The sequence below is a fragment of the Chryseobacterium manosquense genome (assembly GCF_014623485.1).
In the GTDB taxonomy this organism is placed as follows: domain Bacteria; phylum Bacteroidota; class Bacteroidia; order Flavobacteriales; family Weeksellaceae; genus Kaistella; species Kaistella haifensis.
Genome location: NZ_CP060203.1, coordinates 1134139 through 1153792, shown reverse-complemented (window position 1 = coordinate 1153792; position 19654 = coordinate 1134139). Strand labels below are relative to the sequence as shown.

General features: G+C 37.2%; 19 protein-coding genes and 1 pseudogene. 8 read left to right on the top strand and 12 right to left on the bottom strand.

The features are described from left to right. Window position 1: 1 nt before the first annotated feature. Window positions 2-1174: a Na+/H+ antiporter NhaA gene (gene nhaA, locus H0S70_RS05355; protein WP_188321962.1), complete on the bottom strand. Its 1173-nt coding sequence runs from the start codon at window positions 1172-1174 to the stop codon at window positions 2-4. Window positions 1175-1190: 16 nt separating this feature from the next. Further along, a complete protein-coding gene (locus tag H0S70_RS05350; RefSeq protein ID WP_188321961.1) occupies window positions 1191-3395 on the bottom strand; it encodes a RelA/SpoT family protein in 2205 nt (734 codons plus the stop codon). Between the two features lie 192 nt (window positions 3396-3587). Between H0S70_RS05350 and dacB the strand changes: the two genes are divergently transcribed. Beyond that, entirely contained in the window at window positions 3588-4961 is a 1374-nt protein-coding gene (gene dacB, locus H0S70_RS05345; protein WP_188321960.1) for a D-alanyl-D-alanine carboxypeptidase/D-alanyl-D-alanine endopeptidase, read from the top strand. Between the two features lie 12 nt (window positions 4962-4973). After that, window positions 4974-6137: a sensor histidine kinase gene (locus tag H0S70_RS05340; RefSeq protein WP_188321959.1), complete on the top strand. Its 1164-nt coding sequence runs from the start codon at window positions 4974-4976 to the stop codon at window positions 6135-6137. Window positions 6138-6217: 80 nt separating this feature from the next. On the opposite strand, the gene H0S70_RS05335 is transcribed toward H0S70_RS05340, so the two are convergent. Together H0S70_RS05335 and H0S70_RS05330 are read right to left on the bottom strand one after the other, a co-directional pair. Further along, complete coding sequence (locus tag H0S70_RS05335) at window positions 6218-6673, bottom strand: DUF1801 domain-containing protein (protein WP_188321958.1); 456 nt, start codon at window positions 6671-6673, stop codon at window positions 6218-6220. Between the two features lie 245 nt (window positions 6674-6918). Then, window positions 6919-8550: a M1 family metallopeptidase gene (locus H0S70_RS05330; RefSeq protein WP_123248067.1), complete on the bottom strand. Its 1632-nt coding sequence runs from the start codon at window positions 8548-8550 to the stop codon at window positions 6919-6921. Window positions 8551-8664: 114 nt separating this feature from the next. On the opposite strand from H0S70_RS05330, the gene H0S70_RS05325 reads away from it, so the two are divergent. From H0S70_RS05325 to H0S70_RS05310, 4 genes are all read left to right on the top strand, one after another. Continuing rightward, window positions 8665-9687 carry a glutaminyl-peptide cyclotransferase gene (locus H0S70_RS05325; RefSeq protein ID WP_188321957.1) on the top strand — a complete coding sequence of 341 codons (1023 nt, stop codon included), beginning with the start codon at window positions 8665-8667 and terminating at the stop codon, window positions 9685-9687. Between the two features lie 72 nt (window positions 9688-9759). Continuing rightward, window positions 9760-10569, top strand: coding sequence for a hypothetical protein (locus H0S70_RS05320; RefSeq protein ID WP_188321956.1), 810 nt, complete (start codon window positions 9760-9762; stop codon window positions 10567-10569). Between the two features lie 47 nt (window positions 10570-10616). Next, the gene (locus H0S70_RS05315) at window positions 10617-11231 is read left to right on the top strand and encodes a deoxynucleoside kinase (RefSeq protein WP_055043251.1); all 615 of its coding nucleotides are present in this window, start codon (window positions 10617-10619) and stop codon (window positions 11229-11231) included. Between the two features lie 73 nt (window positions 11232-11304). Then, a complete protein-coding gene (locus tag H0S70_RS05310; RefSeq protein WP_031503974.1) occupies window positions 11305-11652 on the top strand; it encodes an ArsC/Spx/MgsR family protein in 348 nt (115 codons plus the stop codon). On the opposite strand, the gene H0S70_RS05305 is transcribed toward H0S70_RS05310, so the two are convergent. The 3 genes and pseudogenes from H0S70_RS05305 to H0S70_RS05295 all read right to left on the bottom strand — a co-directional run. Then, the gene (locus H0S70_RS05305) at window positions 11649-12542 is read right to left on the bottom strand and encodes a TIGR01777 family oxidoreductase (protein WP_188321955.1); all 894 of its coding nucleotides are present in this window, start codon (window positions 12540-12542) and stop codon (window positions 11649-11651) included. The genes H0S70_RS05310 and H0S70_RS05305 overlap by 4 nt on opposite strands. Before the next feature lie 19 nt (window positions 12543-12561). After that, window positions 12562-12867, bottom strand: a complete 306-nt coding sequence (locus tag H0S70_RS05300) for a DUF493 domain-containing protein (protein ID WP_031503977.1) — start codon at window positions 12865-12867, stop codon at window positions 12562-12564. A gap of 39 nt (window positions 12868-12906) precedes the next feature. After that, window positions 12907-13245 (bottom strand): annotated as a pseudogene (locus tag H0S70_RS05295) (DUF4197 family protein); the annotation flags it as partial. Window positions 13246-13353: 108 nt separating this feature from the next. Here H0S70_RS05295 and H0S70_RS05290 point away from each other — a divergent pair. Further along, the gene (locus H0S70_RS05290; RefSeq protein ID WP_188321954.1) at window positions 13354-14700 is read left to right on the top strand and encodes an IS5 family transposase; all 1347 of its coding nucleotides are present in this window, start codon (window positions 13354-13356) and stop codon (window positions 14698-14700) included. Here H0S70_RS05290 and H0S70_RS05285 read toward each other — a convergent pair. Continuing rightward, window positions 14680-15051: a DUF4197 family protein gene (locus H0S70_RS05285; RefSeq protein WP_228453792.1), complete on the bottom strand. Its 372-nt coding sequence runs from the start codon at window positions 15049-15051 to the stop codon at window positions 14680-14682. The genes H0S70_RS05290 and H0S70_RS05285 overlap by 21 nt on opposite strands. A gap of 244 nt (window positions 15052-15295) precedes the next feature. On the opposite strand from H0S70_RS05285, the gene H0S70_RS05280 reads away from it, so the two are divergent. Next, window positions 15296-16816: an FMN-binding glutamate synthase family protein gene (locus H0S70_RS05280; RefSeq protein WP_188321953.1), complete on the top strand. Its 1521-nt coding sequence runs from the start codon at window positions 15296-15298 to the stop codon at window positions 16814-16816. Between the two features lie 29 nt (window positions 16817-16845). On the opposite strand, the gene H0S70_RS05275 is transcribed toward H0S70_RS05280, so the two are convergent. The 4 genes from H0S70_RS05275 to rpsF all read right to left on the bottom strand — a co-directional run bounded on the left by H0S70_RS05275 (window position 16846) and on the right by rpsF (window position 19577). Beyond that, a complete protein-coding gene (locus H0S70_RS05275) occupies window positions 16846-18219 on the bottom strand; it encodes a chloride channel protein (protein WP_188321952.1) in 1374 nt (457 codons plus the stop codon). Between the two features lie 98 nt (window positions 18220-18317). Beyond that, complete coding sequence (gene rplI, locus H0S70_RS05270) at window positions 18318-18836, bottom strand: 50S ribosomal protein L9 (protein WP_031503982.1); 519 nt, start codon at window positions 18834-18836, stop codon at window positions 18318-18320. Between the two features lie 70 nt (window positions 18837-18906). Beyond that, a complete protein-coding gene (rpsR, locus tag H0S70_RS05265; RefSeq protein ID WP_031503984.1) occupies window positions 18907-19209 on the bottom strand; it encodes a 30S ribosomal protein S18 in 303 nt (100 codons plus the stop codon). A 26-nt stretch (window positions 19210-19235) separates the two neighbouring features. Next, window positions 19236-19577: a 30S ribosomal protein S6 gene (gene rpsF, locus H0S70_RS05260; RefSeq protein ID WP_055043243.1), complete on the bottom strand. Its 342-nt coding sequence runs from the start codon at window positions 19575-19577 to the stop codon at window positions 19236-19238. Between the last annotated feature and the right edge of the window lie 77 nt (window positions 19578-19654).

Here is a 19654-nt window from a genome sequence, read left to right as displayed (position 1 = left end):
TTTACCGTAATCCTTTTCTTCTTTTGAAAGAGAAATTAAGCACGGCAAATCCTACAAGACCGGATAGTAAAGATGCCACTAAAACGGCAAATTTAGCTTCGTCCTGAATCTCCGGAAATCCTTTGAAAGAAAGCAAAGCGATGAAAATCGACATGGTAAAACCAATTCCTGCCAAAAGCCCGACTCCGATCATTTGAGACCACGAACTTTTGTCTGGTAATGTGCTTATTTTCAGTTTGATAAAAATATAGGAAAATAAGTTGATGCCGATCACTTTACCTAAAAATAGTCCCAAAATAATTCCGTAACCGAAATTGCTGAAAAGTCCGTCTACCATTCCGTTTTTGAATGCAATATTGGTATTGGCAAGTGCAAAAATCGGCATAATGATAAAGTTAACCGGTAAGTGGAGTTTTTGCTCCAATTTTTCGAGCGGTGAAATTTCAGTCGTCGAAACATTAGTAGGAATCGCAAAAGCCAGCAAAACGCCTGCGATCGTCGCATGAATGCCGGAATGATGCATAAAATACCACAGAAAAACTCCCGGAATAAGATAGAAAATATGTTTTACGACATTTAATCTGTTCAAAATGATTAAAATAACAACCATCAAAGCGCTCAAACCTAAATAATCCCAATGAATTTGGTCGGTATAAAAAATGGCAATCACTACAATTGCGCCCAGATCATCAACAATAGCAAGTGCAGCAAGAAAAATTTTCAGAGATACCGGTACTTTTTTTCCCAACATCGAAATGATTGCCAATGAAAAAGCGATATCCGTTGCCATCGGAATTGCCCATCCTTTCGCAAAATCGGTTCCTTGATTGAAAAGGAAAAATATTAAAGCGGGAACCAGCATTCCACCAAGTGCAGCAACAATCGGCAATGAAGCATTCGAAAAACTGGAAAGTTCGCCTTCTACGATTTCGCGCTTTATTTCTAAACCGACAACCAGAAAGAATATCGCCATCAAACCATCATTAATCCAAATACTTACCGGATAATTTAGGTGGAAAATTTCAGTGCCTATTTTCGTGTCGAGCAGATTTTGAAAGGCATTGCCAAGTGATGAATTTGCGACCATCAAGGAAACGGCAACGCAGAATATAAGTAAAATACCTGAAGATTGTGAATTATGTAGAAATTTTTTGAAATGTTGAGTAATAAGCATTAATTAATTTTTTTTGTTAAAGTCGTTTTACACGCGAAACCCCGTTGATATTTTTCAGTTGTTTGAAAGTTTCCTCTAATTGACTTCTGTTTTTCACTTCTAGATTGATGTTTCCCAAGAAAATACCATTGTTGGATTCAATCGACATACTTTTCATATCCATGTTCATTGAATTACTGATCACCGCGGTGATATCGTTAATCATTCCCATTCTGTCTAAGCCCTCGATTTCAATTTTAATTCTGTTTTTGAAGCTTTCTTCATTCACCCATTTTGCGGGAAGAACCCGATAATCGTATTGTGCACGCAAGTTAATTGCATTCGGGCAATTATCGTTATGGACTTTTATCCCATCAGAAATAGTGATGAAACCAAAGATTTTATCACCCGGAATTACGGTACAACATTTCGCGAAACTGTAGTTCATTTTTTCTTCATCTTTCCCAAAAACAATCAAATCTAAATTGGTTTCCGGAGCTTCTTCGAAGGCCTCATTTTTGTTGGGAGATTTTCGGAAACGTTGCAAAATATTGCTGAAAAGGCTTTTCCCTTCAGAGTATTTTTTAATGTCGCCGATATCCAAACTACCATTTTGGAAACCTAAAAATAATTCCTGCGAAGATTTTAGGTTGAAGAATTTCTGCATTTTATTGATTTCCTCATCATTAAAATTCAGTTTTGCGTGGCGCATTTTTCTTTGCAAAATTTCTTTTCCTTCTTCTACCAAATGATTTTTTTCAGAATTTAAAATCGCTTTAATCTTCGATTTGGCCTTTGAAGTGACCACGAAATCAAGCCAATCTGCTTTGGGTTTTTGGTTTTGTGATGACAGGATATCAACTTGATCCCCATTTTGCAAAATATAGGAAATGGGAACTAATTTTCCATTTACTTTCGCACCGAGACATTTGGTTCCCAAGTCGGAATGCACTGAAAATGCAAAATCTAAAGCGGTGGAACCGGTCGGAAGAATTTTTATTTCCCCTTTTGGCGTGAAAACAAAAACCTCTTTGGAGTACAGATTCAGTTTGATATTATCTAAAAGTTCCGTAGTACTCAGCGATTGTTGGTTTTCTAGAACTTCGCGGATTTCGGTAACCCAAGTTTCGAAGTTTTTTTCGTCGCTGTTTTGTCGGAATCCTTCTTTGTATTTATAATGGGCCGCCACACCTTTTTCGGCAATATCGTCCATTCTTTCGGACCGGATTTGTACTTCAATCCACTTTTTATCAGGTCCTAAAACGGTAAGGTGTAAACTTTCGTATCCGGTCGATCGAGGTTGGGTAATCCAGTCGCGCATTCGCTGAGGATTGCTGTGATAAAGGTCTGTTACGATGGAATAGATTTTCCAGGCAAGGAATTTTTCGTTTTTAGCATCCGAACGGTAAATAATTCGAATTGCATAGTTGTCATATACTTCATCAAAGGTTACGCCCTGTTTCAGCATTTTCCTGTAAATCGATGAAATGGCTTTTGCGCGGCCTTTTATCGAGAAGCTTAATCCCTCATTGATCAACTGTTCAGAAACTTCTTTCTTAAATTCTTCGATGTATTTTTCTCTGCTTTCTTTCGCGAGTTCCAATCTTTCGACGATATCAAAATAGACATCAGGATTGTTGAATTTTAAAGACAAATCCTCCAATTCCGATTTGATGTTATAAAGTCCCAAACGATGGGCAAGTGGCGCATAAATGTAAACGGTTTCCGAAGCGATTTTCTTTTGTTTTTCAGGCGTCATGCTTTCCAAGGTTCGCATATTGTGGAGCCGGTCTGCAATTTTAATTAAAATAACGCGGAAATCTTCGGAAAGGGTAAGCAAAAGTTTACGGTAATTTTCCGACTGAATGGAGATGTTCTGATGGTTCATCACCGAAATTTTGGTGAGGCCGTTCACGATATCTGCAATCTTTTTTCCGAAAATTTTGTTCAGATCTTCATAAGTGTATTCGGAATCTTCAATGACGTCGTGGAGCAGAGCACAAGCGATAGAAGTTGCACCTAAACCGATTTCGTTGGCCACAATTTTCGCCACTTCAATTGGGTGATAAATATAGGGTTCGCCGGTTTTTCTACGCTGATCTTTGTGGGCATCCAAAGCAATATCAAACGCTTTTCGGATCAGTTTGTTTTGTTCCTCATCCAAAGTGCGGTACGTATTGGAAATCAAATCTTTGTACCGAGCGAGGATTTCCTTGTTTTCTTGTTCTAAATCGTAAACCATCTTCAAAAAATCGTTATTTACACGAAAATACGAAATTTATATGAATTTATTGCCATGAAATTGATTAAATCAAGGAATGAAAGATCGTTTTGTTCATCTTTCATAAAAGTGAAAAGGCAGTTTCTATAAAATGTGGATTCTGTGGCACTTTCCGAAGATATTATTCGTTATATTTGAAAATAAAAAAGAAGAATGAACAAATCTTTTCCCATCCTGCTTCTGAGTTCAACCCTTTTTTTTGCTCAGAATATCGCTCAGAAATTGGAGGTTGCTACCAAATCTTTACTCAGTTCGGCTCCCGCTTATTCGGCGAATTTGTCGTTGTATGTTGCCGATGAATCCGGGAATTTTATTTATGAATACAACGGAAATCAGGGACTTTCTACGGCTTCTACCCAGAAGATTTTCACGGCTGCTGCGGTTTTAGAAACTTTAGGAAAGGATTATCAATATACCACAACCGCTTCTTACACAGGGAATTTATCGTCCGGAAATCTCATTGGAAATCTTTACATCAACTCCAACGGAGATCCTACTTTGGGAAGTTGGCGCTACGAAAATTATCGTCCTGAAAATTTTAAAGCAAAATTAATTGAAGCCATAAAGGCAAAAGGAATTACCAAAATTTCGGGTGATTTGATCATTGACGATACTTATTTTGATTTCCAGAAGGTTCCTGGTGGATGGCCTTGGAACGATATGGGAAACTATTACGGAGCCGGAGTTTGGGGCGTGAATTGGCGAGAAAATCAGTTTGATATCAATATGAACGGTAAAGAAATGAAAAGTCTAAACATTGATTTGCCGAATGTAAAATGGATAAACGATGTGAAAACCGGCGGAAGTTCTGATCAAAGTTTGGTGTACACTGCGCCGTATTCCGAAGTCGCACTAATCACCGGAACGCTTCCTGCAAAAGCAATTACGGTTTCCGGAGCGAATCCCAATCCACCACTTTCTTTGGGGAGCGAAATTCAGAAATGGTTGAAGGAATCGGGAATTGAATGGAATGGAACTATCACTTCGGTTTCTGTTGAGAAAATCAAAGGGAAAACCATTCCGAATGCGCCTTCAAATAACGTGATTTTAGAATATAAATCGCCGACTTTAGACAAAATGGTTTATTGGTTTATGAGGAAAAGCATCAACTTTTATGGGGAGACTTTCATTAAAACTTTAGGAAAAGCAAAGAAAAATGAAGGAAGTTTCGATGTAGGAATTTCTTATCTGAAAGAATTTTGGAAAAGCAAAGGCATTAATCCTGCGATGATTAATTTCGCTGATGGAAGCGGGCTTTCTCCACAAAATTATGTTTCCGCCAGAGCCGAAGTGCAATCTTTGCTTTGGAGCCGCAAACAGCAGTGGTTTAATGAGTTTTTTGATGGTTTCCCTACACAAGGCAACGGCATGAAAATGAAAAGCGGAACGATGAAAGACACGAAATCCTTTGCAGGCTATCACACCTCCAAAGATGGGAAAAAGTATGTATTCGCCATTATCATCAACAATTATCAGGGTTCCAATATCAGTGATGCTTTATACAAAGTCCTAAATGTTCTGAAATAATCAGCAATTTCAATGAAACGAAGAAGTTTTTTTTCTAAAATCAACAACTGGGTTATTTATATTTTGCTCACCGCGGCAATTGGCGGGGTCGTGATTGCGTCTGTGATTTTGATTGATTTTTTAAGAAAAGAAGAAATCAAGCGGATTGGACTTTTTGCAACCGCAATGAAATACCAACAAGAAGCGCAGATCATCGAAGATCCGATGACGCTGGATTTGTTATTAAAAATCAATGAAACGAACAATACAATTCCGGTAATCGTGACCGACAAAAACAAAAAACCTATAGGTTTACAAAAAAATATTCCGGAAAATATTCTAGATGATGACGCTAAAATGCGTTCCTTACTCAGAAAAATGGAAAGCTCCTACGAACCTATCGAGTTGCAAATGCCCGATGGAAACAACCAATATGTGTATTACATGAACTCCGATGTGCTGAATAATCTTCGGTACACGCCGTATATTTTGGGCTTGTTGGTAATTGCCTATATTTCGTTTTCTTTTTGGTTTCTAAGGACGATTAAAAAAACCGATGAAGGCTATGTTTGGGCTGGTTTGGCTAAAGAAACCGCTCATCAAATCGGAACGCCGCTTTCTTCAATGATCGGCTGGATCGAGATTCTCCGCATGGAAAATGAAAACAGCGAAGGGGTAAAAGAAATTGAAAACGACATCAACCGCTTGAAAACCATTTCCGAAAGATTTTCTAAAATAGGCTCGGTTCCGGAGTTGAACGATTTGAATATTAATGAAACCTTACAGCAGAATTTCGATTATCTGAAATCCAGAATATCTACCAAAGTTCGGTTCATGCTCATTCTTCCTAAACAAAATATACTCATTCCCCACAACCGAATTTTGCTGAGTTGGGTGATTGAAAATATTGTGAAAAACGCTGTAGACGCCATGAAAGGAGAAGGTAAATTGGAAATAGAACTCTTCGAAAAGCATAAAAATATTGTAATCGATTTCAAAGATTCCGGTTCGGGAATGACGGCTTTTCAGGTAAGAAACGCTTTCAAAGCAGGATATTCGACCAAAAGCCGCGGTTGGGGCTTAGGTTTGTCTTTAGCAAAAAGAGTGATTAAAGAATACCACAACGGCGACATCCGAATTGCGCATACTGAAGTAGGGAATGGAACCACTTTCCGGATTATAATGAAAAATCCGTAAGGTTTTTTTCTGAGTTTTGTTTATCAACGTTTGATTTGTTGGAGCAGGTTCTCATTTTATCGTCGCGCGCTCCGCGAAATTTATTTTTTAAACTTACTTTCGTACAGATCAATCCACTGTTGTACACTCATTTTGGTCATTAATTCTCCAATGAGTTCGTACGGAATTTCTTCCAATTTTTTAAATCGGATGCAGCTTTTGCCTATATCCAATTTTTGTTTGCTGTGTTTGGGAAATTCCGCTACAAACCAATCCAAAAGTTCAGGGTTAGAATAAATCCCCATGTGATAGAAATTAATCGAGTTTTTTTGCGAAGCAATATAGGCAAAAGGCAATGGCTCGGCAGGTTTACAATGATAACCAGCAGGATAGATCCGATGCGGAACTACATAGCCCAACATTCCGTAACTCATAGCCGCTTCAAATCCTGCGGGTAGATTTTTCAGGATCGTTTTATGCAATGCATTGAAGGCGTCTGCTCTTTCGGGAGGCAAGTTATTTAATATTTCATGTATTGATTTTACTGGTGTTTGCATTACTGTTGATTTAGAAAGTTGAAAAAAGTTCTGATCAGGTTGTTATTGATAAACAGCGTAGGAGAAGGGCTTATATATCGGTGTTTTTTCCAAATCTCGTAGTTAGATTGTAGTTAGCTTTTTACAGCTTAATTTTTATGAAATCCACTTCATTTTTATATTTTAAAAATAAATAATAATTTAGAAATGATTCGCCATGCTTGCGCGTTTTTCTTTATTACTTCCGGCTTAACTGGAGCTTTAATTTACAAGGAGGAATAATTAATATAATAATTTGAGTCAAATTTTAGTGGAGCATCAGTTTTCAACGTGATGGTTTGCCATGCTTCCGTGGGCGAAATCTCCTGGTTTCCATTGATTCGGATAGGAAGTTTCAGATTTTTAACGCTATTCTGATAACGGAATTTCAATTGGTTTCCGGTTTGCGAATATTCCAAAGTCGGGATTTTCGTAGTTCTTAAGTACTGGTCGAAAACCGATGAAAAATCAATCCCGGATTTTGTTGAAATATAATTTTCAATCTGTTGGGTAGTAACGGTTTGGTGGTAGAAATCTTTATTCAAACCACGCAATATCTGTCTGAATTTCTCATCATCGTTAATCACTTGGCGAATGGTGTGGAGCATATTGGCGCCTTTGTAGTACATGTCGCCGCTTCCTTCGTTTCGGATGCCGTATTTCCCAATAATCGGAATATCGTTTTGCACTGCCTGTCTTGTCCCTCTTACATAGGTTTCTGCAGCATTTTTATCCATATATTTCTCGGTAAACAAAGTTTCGGAATATGCCGTGAAACTCTCATGAATCCACATATCTGCCTGATCTTTCGCAGTGATGTTATTGGCAAACCATTCGTGTCCGCTTTCGTGAATGATGATGAAATCCCAGTTTAACCCAACACCCGTTCCGGATAAATCTCTTCCCAAATACCCGTTTTCATAGTGGTTTCCGTACGCTACATTGCTCTGATGTTCCATTCCCAAGTACGGGCTTTCGACCAATTTATAGGAATCTTCGTAGAACGGATAAGCACCAAACCAGTATTCGAAAGCCTGCATCATCGGTTTTACCTGCTGAAATTGCTTTTTTGCTTTTTCTAACTGATAATCCAGCACCCAGTAATCTAAATCCAATTTTCCTTTTTCACCATCGAAACTGTCTTTAAAATTTACATATTTTCCTACATTCGGAACAATGGAATAAGGGTTAATGGTATTTTTAACTTCCCAAGTGAATGTATTTTTGTCTTTTTCTTGGGTTTGTTTAATCAATCTTCCGTTCCCAACACCCACCAAATCTTTTGGAGTGATAATTTTCATTACGATTCCTTGGTCCGGTTCGTCGCTCCAAAGGTCTTTCGATGGCAACCAAAGCGAAACTCCGTCTCCTTCCTGTGCAACACTCATGAAAGGATTGCCCTTTTTGTCTTTGCTGAATACCCAACCACCGTCCCACGGCGCTTTTTTGGCTACTTTCGGATTCCCAGAAAACTGAATATTGAAAGTGTATTTTTCTCCTTTTTTAAAGGATTTCTTGGTTTCAATAAAGATAAAATCGCCTTTTCTTTTCGGAGTAAAGCATTTTTTTAATCCAATGAATTGATATTCCATCGGTTGTTGCAAATCGATTTGGAATGTTGGATTCGTTACGTTTTTTGTGATCTCGAAACTAATCGTATTGCTTCCCGAAACCGTCTTCTTCTCGAAATTGGGTTCTACGGAAAGTTCATATTTTTTCACATCCCAAAAATCGCGGTAAGAAGTGTTCGAACCTTTCAATGAATCTTCATTTTTAATGGTTTCACCTTTAGGGAAAAGGTTTTGTGATGTTGCAATCCCGAAATACAAAAGGGAAGCAACCAGCGTAATTTTTCTCATAAACAGGATAGGTAATACGAAACAAAGATAAATATTATTTGCTAGCCAATGGCTTTTCCTGTTTGGCTCGATTTGTGTTCAAAAAAATCAGTACTTTTGAAAAAAATATTTTTAATGAAAATTAGAAACCTAATTGCTGTTCTGGCTTTTACTGCACTCGTTTCCTGCAACAAAGACAAGGAAATCCTCAATACTTTAAATGAATATAACCTCTCAATGGAAACCAAAGGATATCATTTTGGTGATGCATTAGCGCTTCCGAAAGAGGTTACAGACAATGCGGAAAGCATTTCTATCAGTTTTGGTGACAAAGAAACTTCAAGTCTTGTAGTTGATCCGAAATTTTTCACATTAGGTGATAATGCGGTTACTTTTAACATCAAAAAGAAAAACGGTGAAATCCTTTCGCAAGACGCTACCATCAATGTTTTTGCGAAAAATCCTGAAGCGAAATTGAGCTATGCCATTGTAAAAGAATATCCACACGATCCGAAAAACTTCGTTCAGGGATTTCAGTTGGAAGGGAACACCATTTACGAATCTGATGGACAAAACGGACAATCAAGAATCTTAAAATACAATCTTGGAAGCACCACACCAATTGTTTCTACACCGCAAACTGCCGATGTTTTTTCGGAAGGATCTGCTATCGTTGGAGACAAAGTGTATCAACTTACTTGGAAAAATAAGAAAGGATTTATATACAACAAAAGCGATTTGAGTTTGATCAGCGAATTTGATTACCCGAACTTGATTGGTGAAGGTTGGGGATTGACTTTTGATGGTAAAAACCTGATTCTTTCCGACGGAACTAAAAATATTTATTTCCTTGAGCCCAATAACCCTTCGAAAATCGTACGATATATTTCTGTAGCCGGAAATACCGAAGCTTACGAAAAACTAAATGAACTGGAATACCACAACGGATTTATCTACGCGAATGTTTGGCAAAAACCGATTATTCTGAAAATAAATCCTGCAAATGGGGAAGTAGTAGGGAAATTTGATTTCACTGAAATTGCCCAGAAACATACCACCAACGAAGATGATGTACTGAACGGAATTGCTTTCAAAGGTGAAAATATGTTGGTAACCGGTAAAAATTGGGACAAAATTTACGAAGTAAGCATTCAATAATAGCTTTACAATATTCCTATTGAAATGACGTTTTTGCGACGTCATTTTTTTATATTTGATGAAATCATTGTTTTGAGAATTTTAAATATCTTTTTGCTGTTTTCGTTCTTCGCGGTTTCTGCGCAGCAAAAACTCCCTTTTGATTCTTTAAAATTAAAGGATACAAAAGAGCTGTTAGCCGATGATTACGGGAATATTTATCTTTATAAAAACAAAGATTTTAGCTTTACCAAATACGATTCGCTCGGAAAACAGAAAGGAAAATTGCTTCTCACTTTGCCTTTCAAAATTCAATCGGTGCAGAATCCGTTGAGTATTCCCACCTTTTCTGAGAACGCTCAGGAGTTGAAATTTTTTGACCAGAATTTGAATGAGATTCAGAAGATCCATTTCCGGGAAAAATTCGGGCAGATCAAAATGGTTTTTGCTGAAGATTTACAACAAATTTGGCTTCTCGACGAAAGTTCAAAACGCTTGCTGAAATACAATTTTAGGGATGATAAAATTATCAACGCATATCCGTTTGATATCGATTTCGAAAATATCATCGACTTTCTAGTTGATCAACAAAAAGTGTATGTTTTAAGTTCAAAAACCTTTACTGTATACGATTTTAATGAAAGAAAGCAGAAAGAAATTCCGATCAATTCTGGGAGAAGAATCGTTCGGGAGAACCAGAACATCTTGGTAATCACCCAAAAAGAAATTCTACTGCTCGAAAATGAGGAATTGAATCCAATTTTTCAAGATGAAAATGCGCAAATTGTGGATAAAAACAGCGCTTCTTATTTTGTTATCAGAGACAACAAACTTTATCTTTACCCCATCCAAAAAATGCCTAGAAAAAAGCAAATTCCAACGAAAAATAATAGAGGTTTTTAGCTTTCAGAAAGGCATCATTCACAAAACTTTTAAAACAAATAATTAGAATGCATATTGCGGTTACAGGAAATATTGGCGCGGGAAAAACTACTTTAACTACCATGTTGTCAAAACATTACGGTTGGGATGCTCAGTTTGAAGATGTAGATCATAATCCGTATTTGGAAGATTTTTATGCGGATATGAGCAAATGGAGTTTTGCGTTGCAGATTTATTTTCTTGGAAGCCGTTTCCGACAGGTGAAAGAAATTCGCGAAAGTGGAAAAAACATCATTCAGGATCGTACAATCTACGAAGACGCACACATTTTTGCGGAGAACCTGAACGACATGAATCTTCTGACAGAACGCGATTTCAAAAATTATTCTGCAGTTTTTGAGTTGATGAAAAGTTTTGTTTCGGCACCAGATTTGCTCATTTACCTAAAGTCCGATGTACCTAATTTGGTAAAGAAAATTTATAAGCGTGGTCGCGATTACGAAGCTACAATTTCCATAGAATATCTTTCTAAACTCAACCAAAAATACGAGAAATGGATCTCGGGCTACAAAGAAGGAAAACTATTGATTATAGAAGTTGACGATTTGGATTTCGTAGAAAGACCGGAAGATTTCGGCTATATTCTCGAAAGAATTGAAACAGAACTGCATGGTTTGTTTTAGTTGAAAAATGAAGGTTAACTTTTGATGAAGAACGTTTTTCGAGAATAAATTTAACCTTAAAAGACTGAAAATTATGATTAAAGTTCTTCACAATAACAATTGTTCCAAATCGAGAGCCATTTTAGAGCATTTGGACGAAAATAATGTTCCTTTTGAAATCATTGATTTCATAGAAAATCCGTTGTCGGAAATCGAATTAAAAACAGTGCTCAAAAAGCTGAATACCGATGTACAGGGACTTATTCGCAAGAATGAAGCATTGTTTAAGGAAAAATTTGCAAATCAGGATTTATCGGATGATGAATGGATAAAGGTTTTGGTGCAAAATCCATCCTTAATTCAGCGCCCAATTTTAATCAAAGGAAATGTCGCGATGATTGCAAGACCAATTGAAAACGTGAATTTCTTTATTGAAAACTAAATTAAAGTCTTAAACGTTTTTTGAAGTTTATCATATTGAAAATCAAATCCGCTGGATTTGATTTTTTTGTTGGAAACGCGGCTTCCATGCAGAATGATGATGCTCATTTGACCCAACATCAATTTGATCAAAAAAGCCGGAACATGCACGGAAATGAAAAATTTACATAACGTTCTTGCCAATGTTTTCATGAATTTTTTATTCGGTGGGATATCATCTGCAACCGCGTTGTATTTGCCATTTATAGTTGGTTTTTCAAGTGCGAAGACATACAAATTTACCAAATCTTCCAGATGAATCCAATTCATCCATTGTTTTCCGGAACCGATTGCGGCGCCCAAATTAAGATCGGTAATTTTTCTTAAAAAAGGAAATACACCGCCGTTTTTTCCCAATACCAAAGCGGTTCGTAGACAAACAACTCTATCGGAAAGATCCGAGAATTGATCGGCAGCTTGTTCCCATTCGGCGCATAATTTAGATAGAAAATCATTTTGAATAATTCTCGAATCTTCGTTAAGAATTTCATCGGAAGTGAAAGTTCCGTAGCAATTGACCCCAGATGCAGAAATAAAGGCTATTAAATGAATGTTGTTTTTCTGGCAATATTTTTTCAGCAAATTGGCAGTGTTGATGCGACTTTCAAAAAGTTCTTTTTTATACTTTTTCGTCCATCTTTTGCTGATGTTGGCACCGGCGAGATGAATGATCGCATCGAGGTTTTCTAATGCTTTTTCATCAATGAACTGTTCATTTGGATTCCATTGAAATTCGTTTTCTTGAGTGGGATTTCCTCTGGTCAAAACCCGAACATGGTGATTTCCTTCTCTGAGTTTACTTACTAAAGATTGTCCTATAAATCCGCTTGCGCCCGTGATTAAGACATTCATTTTTCCAATTAAGTTTTTCTTAAAGCATGATTACTCCAGGGATTTTACCTACTTCTTTGTAGATTTTAATGACTTGGTCGGCATCGAGAACAAATGCATTGATGCTGATAGAGGTGTATTTCCCGTTCTTGCTATCTTTCGTGGTGAGGGTGAATTTCACGTCATCGAAAACTCGGTAAATTTCGGTATGTTTCGATTCGTCATTGGTTACAATGAATTTGAAGAGGTAATCTCCCGGAAAATCGTGGGTTGCTTCGAGTTTTTCTTTCAGTGAAATATAAAAATCTTCAGGATTTGCGTGCTGGTTTCCTTGTAATATGTCCATTCTTGCTAATTATTTTATATAAATATAATAAAATTTAAATTATTTTCCAAGCGATCCGAGAAGTGCTGCCGAGTTCTGCTTTTCGTGATCATCTATAATATTGAATAATCCATTGACAATCTGTTCAGAAGCCAACATAGTCAATCCGCCTGCATTTACATTGCTTTTGTTTCCTCCCAATAAACTTCCCAAGAGATTACTTCCAGACAAAGCTGTATTGATGGTTTTTACGATACCATATTTGTTAAATTCCTGTTCAACTTTTGGGGCAATTGCCGCTATCAATTGTTCGGAAGTTCTTTCTTTTAGGATTTGGGTTGCAGTTCCGCTACCACCTTGTACAATACGAGCAGCATCTTCTGCAGTGAGATTATTTAGTCTCTCCTTAAACCACCTATAATTTACTGATTATTAGTATTTTGGGTTTAAAATAGCTTGTTTTTTATTGCAAGAATTTGTATCTTAGAGCTTTAAAACCTTGCAAATATGTTGGGGAAAAATCCAGAAAAGAAGCCAGAATTATTCCGCCCAATGTTGGTGGATTTTATTGACCACGAGCATGAACTTGTTCTACTTTCAGAAAAAATAGATTGGAATTATTTTGAGAAAGAATTTTCGTCCTTGTATTCCAAAGTGGGCAATCCGAGCCATCCGATTCGGTTTATGGTGGGTTGTTTGCTACTGAAACATTTGTATAATTTGGGCGATGAGACGTTGGAAAAAGCTTGGATCATGAACCCTTACATGCAGTATTTTTGTGGAAGAGTTTTCTTTGAACACGAGTTTCCTTGTGACCCGAGTAATTTTGTTCATTTCAGAAAAAGAATTGGAGAAAAAGGCATCGAAAAAATCTTTGCCTACAGCGTAAGAATGCATGATGCAAAGATGAATACCTCGAATTTTGTTTTATCGGACACGACCGTTCAGGAGAATAACACCACTTTTCCTACCGATGCAAAATTGTGCAAAAAAGTGATTGATTATTGCAACAAAATAGCCGAAAAAGAAGGGATAAAACAGAGACAACGCTACACGAAAGTCAGTAAACAAATGGTCCGCAATACTTACAACGGAAAACATCCCAAGCGGGCAAAAGCGGCAAGGAAATCTCAAAGACAGCTCAAAACCATCGCCATGAGACTGATTCGTGAATTGCAACGGAATTTTAATGCAGAACAGCAAGAATTTTATAAAGATTTAATGACATTGTACACCAAGGTTGTCACACAAAAAAGAAACGATGCCGATAAAATTTACAGCATTCACAAGCCTTTTACCCGATGTATTGCCAAAGGAAAAGCGCATAGCCAGTATGAATTTGGGAATAAGGTAGGTTTGATAACCACCGCCAACAAAGGCAAGAAAATCATTCTCGGGATTAAAGCATTTTTGCAAACTCCTTACGATGGTCACACCATAGAACCACTTTTGGAACAGATGGAAACCGGTGGTCAAAAGCTCCCAAAAGAACTCCTTTACGATAGAGGTGGCAGAGGAAAATCAGAAATAAAGGGCGTGAAAATCTCCATCCCAAGCACTCCAAGAAAAAAAGACACTGCTTATCAAAAGCAGACAAAGCGCAAAAAATTTAGAACCAGAGCGGCAATAGAACCTATCATCGGACATTTAAAAACCGATTTTAGGCTGGCAAAAAATTACTTCATGGGAGAAACGGGACCACAAATCAATGCATTACTAGCTGCAACCGCTTGGAACATGAAGAAAATGATGGAACTACTGAAACAGAAAATTATTTTCTTATTTTATAAGATACAAATTATGCTGTTTTCTAATCCTGTTTTTAAAAATAAATTAAATAGTGGGTTTTGTTAAGGAACGACTATTTACAGCATTGGTAAGAATTGGTCGAGAAACATCTACGGTAAAAGCCGCGGCCTGAGCGATGTATTCTTTTTCTTTCTGAACCAAACTGTTTAAACCTAATTTCTGCAACGTACTGTTCAAATCCTTAAGGTTTTGTGGCATCGCTGCTTCAATTAATTGATTGGCGAGAAAGCTGTCTTTGTCACTGAAAATGTTCAGCCCTTTTGTAATTCCGCCAAGAAGTATTTGCTTTAGAACAGCAAGTCCCACACTAGATGTAGCCAATGCTACACAAGACTGTGTGGTAGTTCCCAAAGTAGCTACGACCATGGTCGCTACTAATATTGTATTTCTTTTCATGATGCAAATTTATTATATGTGACCTGATATTTGACAAATATTAAGCCAAATAATTATCTATTTTGAAAAGCTAATATACTGCATAGCTTTCTAAGCTGTTAAAAAAAACATTGTGTACTAATGAATTCTAAATAGAGCAAGGTAATTCATTTAAAATCAGCCGTGTTCAAATTTTTGGAAACGGCTTTTTTACTTGGTTTATTATTCCTAAATTTGGGGGTCAATCTTTAATTTATTTAATGTAATGAGAGACAAATTCATTAATTGGGGAATCGTAATTCTTGTATTGGTGTGGGCGACGGCATTGCTCATTAAAGCGCATTATTGGATTCCGATTTTACTGACCTGCATTTACGCAGTAGGAATTTATAATTGTTTTCAAACAAAGCATGCAATTCTTAGAAATTTCCCTGTAATAGGGTATTTTCGGTATTTTTTTGAAGGAATTTCCCCGGAGATGCAACAGTATTTCATCGAAAGAGAAACCGATGGAAAACCTTTCCCAAGAAATCAGCGTTCCGCAGTGTACCGACGTGCAAAAAACATTAGCGATACCGTTCCATTTGGAACCCAGTTGGAAGTAAACCAACGGAAATATGAGGGAATTAAACATTCTATCTATGCTAAATCTCCCAAAGAAGAATTGCCGAGAGTTTGGGTTGGAGGCGAACAATGTACCCAAAAATATCACGCTTCATTATTCAATATTTCTGCGATGAGTTTCGGATCGTTAAGTGATCGCGCGCAAATTTCATTAAATCGTGGCGCAAAAAAAGGAAATTTTTATCATAATACCGGTGAAGGAGGAATTTCACCTTACCACTTGGAAGGAGGCGATCTTTGCTGGCAAATCGGAACCGGTTATTTCGGTTGTAGAGATGAACAAGGAAAATTTTCACCTGAAATTTTCAAGAAAAATGCCACCATTCCGAACGTGAAAATGATTGAAATTAAACTTTCCCAAGGAGCAAAACCAGGTCATGGCGGAGTACTACCAGGATCTAAAAACACTCCCGAGATTGCTGCAATTCGACACGTTCTACCAGGAATGACGATTATTTCTCCACCGTCGCATTCCGCATTTTCAGATGCTGCAGGACTGCTGAAATTCGTTCAGGAATTAAGAGAATTATCAGGCGGAAAACCTATAGGATTCAAGCTTTGTATCGGTGATACCAAAGAATTTGAAGATATTTGCGTTCAAATGAATGTTCTTAAAATTTACCCAGATTTCATCACCATCGATGGAGCAGAAGGAGGAACTGGAGCTGCTCCGCCAGAATTTTCAGATGGAGTAGGGATGCCTTTGGAACCAGCTTTAATTTTTGTAAATAGAACTTTGAACAACTTTAATCTTCGAAACAAACTTCGCGTGATCGCGAGTGGAAAAGTGTTGACGAGTTTAGATATTCTTCGTGCCGTTGCGATGGGTGCGGATATGTGCAATAACGCGAGAGGATTTATGTTTGCGTTGGGTTGTATTCAGGCATTAAGATGTAATACTAATAATTGTCCGACCGGAGTTGCTACACAAGATAAAATGCTCATCAAAGGACTAGATGTAACTGATAAAAGTGAGAGAGTTTATCACTTCCACAAGAATACTTTGCACACTTGCAACGAACTTATTGCCGCAGCCGGAAAAGATTCTTATGACCAAGTTGATGCTTCCATGTTTATGCGAGGCGATGAATTTGAGCATCTTTCGGATGTGTATTTCCCGGATATTTTAGGAAATGTAAAACAGAAGTCAACGACTTATTAATTCAAACTAATTAAATTAATCCGGTAAAATTATTTATCGGATTTTTTATTGAGTTCTTCGTTGCTGCGAATTTCTTCCAAATACGAAATTTTCAATGAATCGTAAAGAGATTTTCTGCTGACCATCAATGAAATGAGTGACGAAACCATTCCGGCAAGCATAAGATGGAAAATTAAAGAGTGTCTATCGGTCATTTCAAGAACAATAATGGCTGAGGTAAATGGAGCGCGAGTAATTCCCGTCAAGAAGGCGACCATTCCGGCAAGAATTACGACATTGGTTTCGTTTGGTGATAAGTGAATCCATCCGGAAATTACAGAGCCGATACTAGCTCCGGCTGATAGAGCAGGCGCGAAAATTCCTCCTGCACCACCGGATGTAAATGAAAGAGCTGGGCCAATCATTCGAAAAATAGGAATGTACCAATCTTCGTGCTTGTTTTCGCTGAAAAGCGTTCTTTCCATAATTTCTTTTCCGGAGCCTAATATTTCTCGGTTTACAAAATAGGCGAGTGAAGCAATGATTAATGCTGAAATTACAAGAAAAATAATGTTTGCACTGTTGGTTTTAAGTCTTTTTTTCCAAGCACTAATTTTCAACATCCAAACTGAAAGTTGGCTGGCAAAAATTCCTGAAACTCCGGAAACCAACATGACAGGAAACATAATGGTAAGACTTACGTCTGAGGTTTTCGGGTAACCAAGATAAAGGTAGGAACCTGCTAAAGTTTGTGCCATCAAACCTGCAATAATTACCGCAGTAAAAAGCGCTGTTTTAAAGTAGTTGATGTGCGTTTTTGCAAGTTCTTCCACCGCAAACACAATTCCTCCCAAAGGAGTGTTGAAAGCCGCTGATAAACCTGCCGCTGCACCGGTCATAATCATGTTTTTCTTTGAAATCTTTGGCCACCAATCGGGGAGATATTCATTGACTTTCCGGAAAACGGATCCTGCAATTTGAATCGTTGGACCTTCACGACCGACCGCACCACCACCAATAACCAAAGCCACGCTTGACAAAACTTTAAAAATGATGATTTTTAAGCTTAATAATTGGCGTATTTTTCTATTTTCTTTTGGATTTGCTAATTCTACAGCCGCCATTACTTGAGGAATTCCGCTGCCTTTTGCGTAAGGTGCAAATTCTTTGAGCAGCCACCACGACACCACAAAACCAACGGGCGCGATGATGAAAATCATCAACGGATTCCAATCGAAAATAAAGTTCATGAGCTGTTCGCCCCAAGTGAATATTTTGGCATATAAAACAGCGAATACTCCCGTAATCAAGGATGCAATCCAAAACGGAATCGCCTGCAACAGGTTGTATTTCAGTTTTTCGTTGTGGAGATTATCGAATGATTTTTTTAAACTTTGTCTTACGTAATCAATGATTGACAGCATATCACAAAATTATCATTTTTAAAATTAAGATCGTAAAATCTATCGCAAAAAAAATATCCGGTAAAAAATTACCGGATATTGTATGATTATGAAAATTCTTACGCTTCTTCAGCAGGAGTTTCTTCAACATTTTTAGCTGGAGCGGCTTTCGGAGCTGCAGGAGCTGGTGGAGCATCAGAAACGATTTCGAATTCGAAGTTGTGTTCTACACTTCTGTGAAGTCTGATGATTGCAATTACTCTACCAGTTCTCTTGATGGTATTTCCAGGGATTTTGATGTATTTTTTGTCTACATTCACACCTGCGTTCGCCAATTCTTCAGAAAGGTTAGCATTGTTGATCGATCCGAAAAGTTTATCACCAGAACCAACTTTAGTAGCGATTGTGATGCTTGTTTTCTTCAATTGCTCAACGATAGCGTTTGCGTTTGCGATCAATTTTGCTTCTTCTTCTTTTCTAGCTTCTAAAGTTGCCTCTAGATTTGCTTTGTTTTTTGGAGTAGCCAAAAGAGCTAAACCTTGTGGTAACAAGTAGTTTCTTGCATACCCTGGTTTTACGTTTACTGTATCAAACTCTAATCCTAAGTTTTCTACGTCTTTTTTTAGAATAACTTCCATTGTTGTTGTCCTTTTTTATTTAGAAGTTAGGCGTTTATGTAAAACAACCAACAACTATTTTGTTTTATAATTATTTTAATAAATCTGCTACGTAAGGCATCAAAGCAAGGTGTCTTGCTCTTTTGATTGCAGCAGAAACTTTTCTTTGGTATTTCAAAGAAGTTCCTGTATATCTTCTTGGTAAAATTTTACCTTGCTCGTTTACGAACTGAAGAAGGAATTTTTCATCTTTATAATCAACATGTTTGATTCCGTATTTTTTGAATCTACAGTATTTTTTTTCAGATTTTGTATTAATATCTAGTGGAGTAAGAAATTTTACTTCAGATTCACCTCCAGCAGAGGCTTGTTTAGCCATATCATCTATTGCCATTGTTGTAAATTTTTAGAGGGTTAAAATTAAGCTTTTGCAGTTTTTAGTTTGTTTCTTCTAGTTACTGCGTAGTCTACAGCGTGCTTGTCTAATTTAGTAGTCAAGAATCTGATAACTCTTTCATCACGTTTGAAAGCAAGTTCTAAATCTGCAACTACACTTCCTTCGCCTTTAAATTCGATTAAAGTGTAAAAACCATTCTTTTTCAATTGGATTGGATAAGCCAATTTCTTAAGTCCCCAATTTTCTTTGGCAACGATTTCGCAATTGTTTGAAGTCAAAAGATCTTCGAATTTTTTTACTGCTTCCTCCACCTGTGCGTCAGATAGAACGGGAGTTAAAATGAAAACAGTTTCGTAATTGTTCATAATGTTAAATAAATTTGTTAATTATTTCGAGGTGCAAAAATAATATTTTTTTCTGAAAGTCACAATATTTCAACACA

Excerpts from the sequence above, each read along its gene's own strand:
- H0S70_RS05330 (WP_123248067.1), bottom strand. The coding sequence starts at position 8,550 with ATGAGAAAAATTACGCTGGTTGCTTCCCTTTTGTATTTCGGGATTGCA.
- H0S70_RS05300 (WP_031503977.1), bottom strand. The coding sequence starts at position 12,867 with ATGGACATATTACAAGGAAACCAGCACGCAAATCCTGAAGATTTTTAT.
- nhaA (WP_188321962.1), bottom strand. The coding sequence starts at position 1,174 with ATGCTTATTACTCAACATTTCAAAAAATTTCTACATAATTCACAATCT.
- H0S70_RS05350 (WP_188321961.1), bottom strand. The coding sequence starts at position 3,395 with ATGGTTTACGATTTAGAACAAGAAAACAAGGAAATCCTCGCTCGGTAC.
- H0S70_RS05280 (WP_188321953.1), top strand. The coding sequence starts at position 15,296 with ATGAGAGACAAATTCATTAATTGGGGAATCGTAATTCTTGTATTGGTG.
- H0S70_RS05315 (WP_055043251.1), top strand. The coding sequence starts at position 10,617 with ATGCATATTGCGGTTACAGGAAATATTGGCGCGGGAAAAACTACTTTA.
- H0S70_RS05275 (WP_188321952.1), bottom strand. The coding sequence starts at position 18,219 with ATGCTGTCAATCATTGATTACGTAAGACAAAGTTTAAAAAAATCATTC.
- H0S70_RS05325 (WP_188321957.1), top strand. The coding sequence starts at position 8,665 with ATGAAAATTAGAAACCTAATTGCTGTTCTGGCTTTTACTGCACTCGTT.
- rplI (WP_031503982.1), bottom strand. The coding sequence starts at position 18,836 with ATGGAAGTTATTCTAAAAAAAGACGTAGAAAACTTAGGATTAGAGTTT.
- rpsR (WP_031503984.1), bottom strand. The coding sequence starts at position 19,209 with ATGGCAATAGATGATATGGCTAAACAAGCCTCTGCTGGAGGTGAATCT.
- H0S70_RS05305 (WP_188321955.1), bottom strand. The coding sequence starts at position 12,542 with ATGAATGTCTTAATCACGGGCGCAAGCGGATTTATAGGACAATCTTTA.
- H0S70_RS05310 (WP_031503974.1), top strand. The coding sequence starts at position 11,305 with ATGATTAAAGTTCTTCACAATAACAATTGTTCCAAATCGAGAGCCATT.
- rpsF (WP_055043243.1), bottom strand. The coding sequence starts at position 19,577 with ATGAACAATTACGAAACTGTTTTCATTTTAACTCCCGTTCTATCTGAC.
- H0S70_RS05285 (WP_228453792.1), bottom strand. The coding sequence starts at position 15,051 with ATGAAAAGAAATACAATATTAGTAGCGACCATGGTCGTAGCTACTTTG.
- H0S70_RS05340 (WP_188321959.1), top strand. The coding sequence starts at position 4,974 with ATGAAACGAAGAAGTTTTTTTTCTAAAATCAACAACTGGGTTATTTAT.
- H0S70_RS05290 (WP_188321954.1), top strand. The coding sequence starts at position 13,354 with ATGTTGGGGAAAAATCCAGAAAAGAAGCCAGAATTATTCCGCCCAATG.
- H0S70_RS05335 (WP_188321958.1), bottom strand. The coding sequence starts at position 6,673 with ATGCAAACACCAGTAAAATCAATACATGAAATATTAAATAACTTGCCT.
- dacB (WP_188321960.1), top strand. The coding sequence starts at position 3,588 with ATGAACAAATCTTTTCCCATCCTGCTTCTGAGTTCAACCCTTTTTTTT.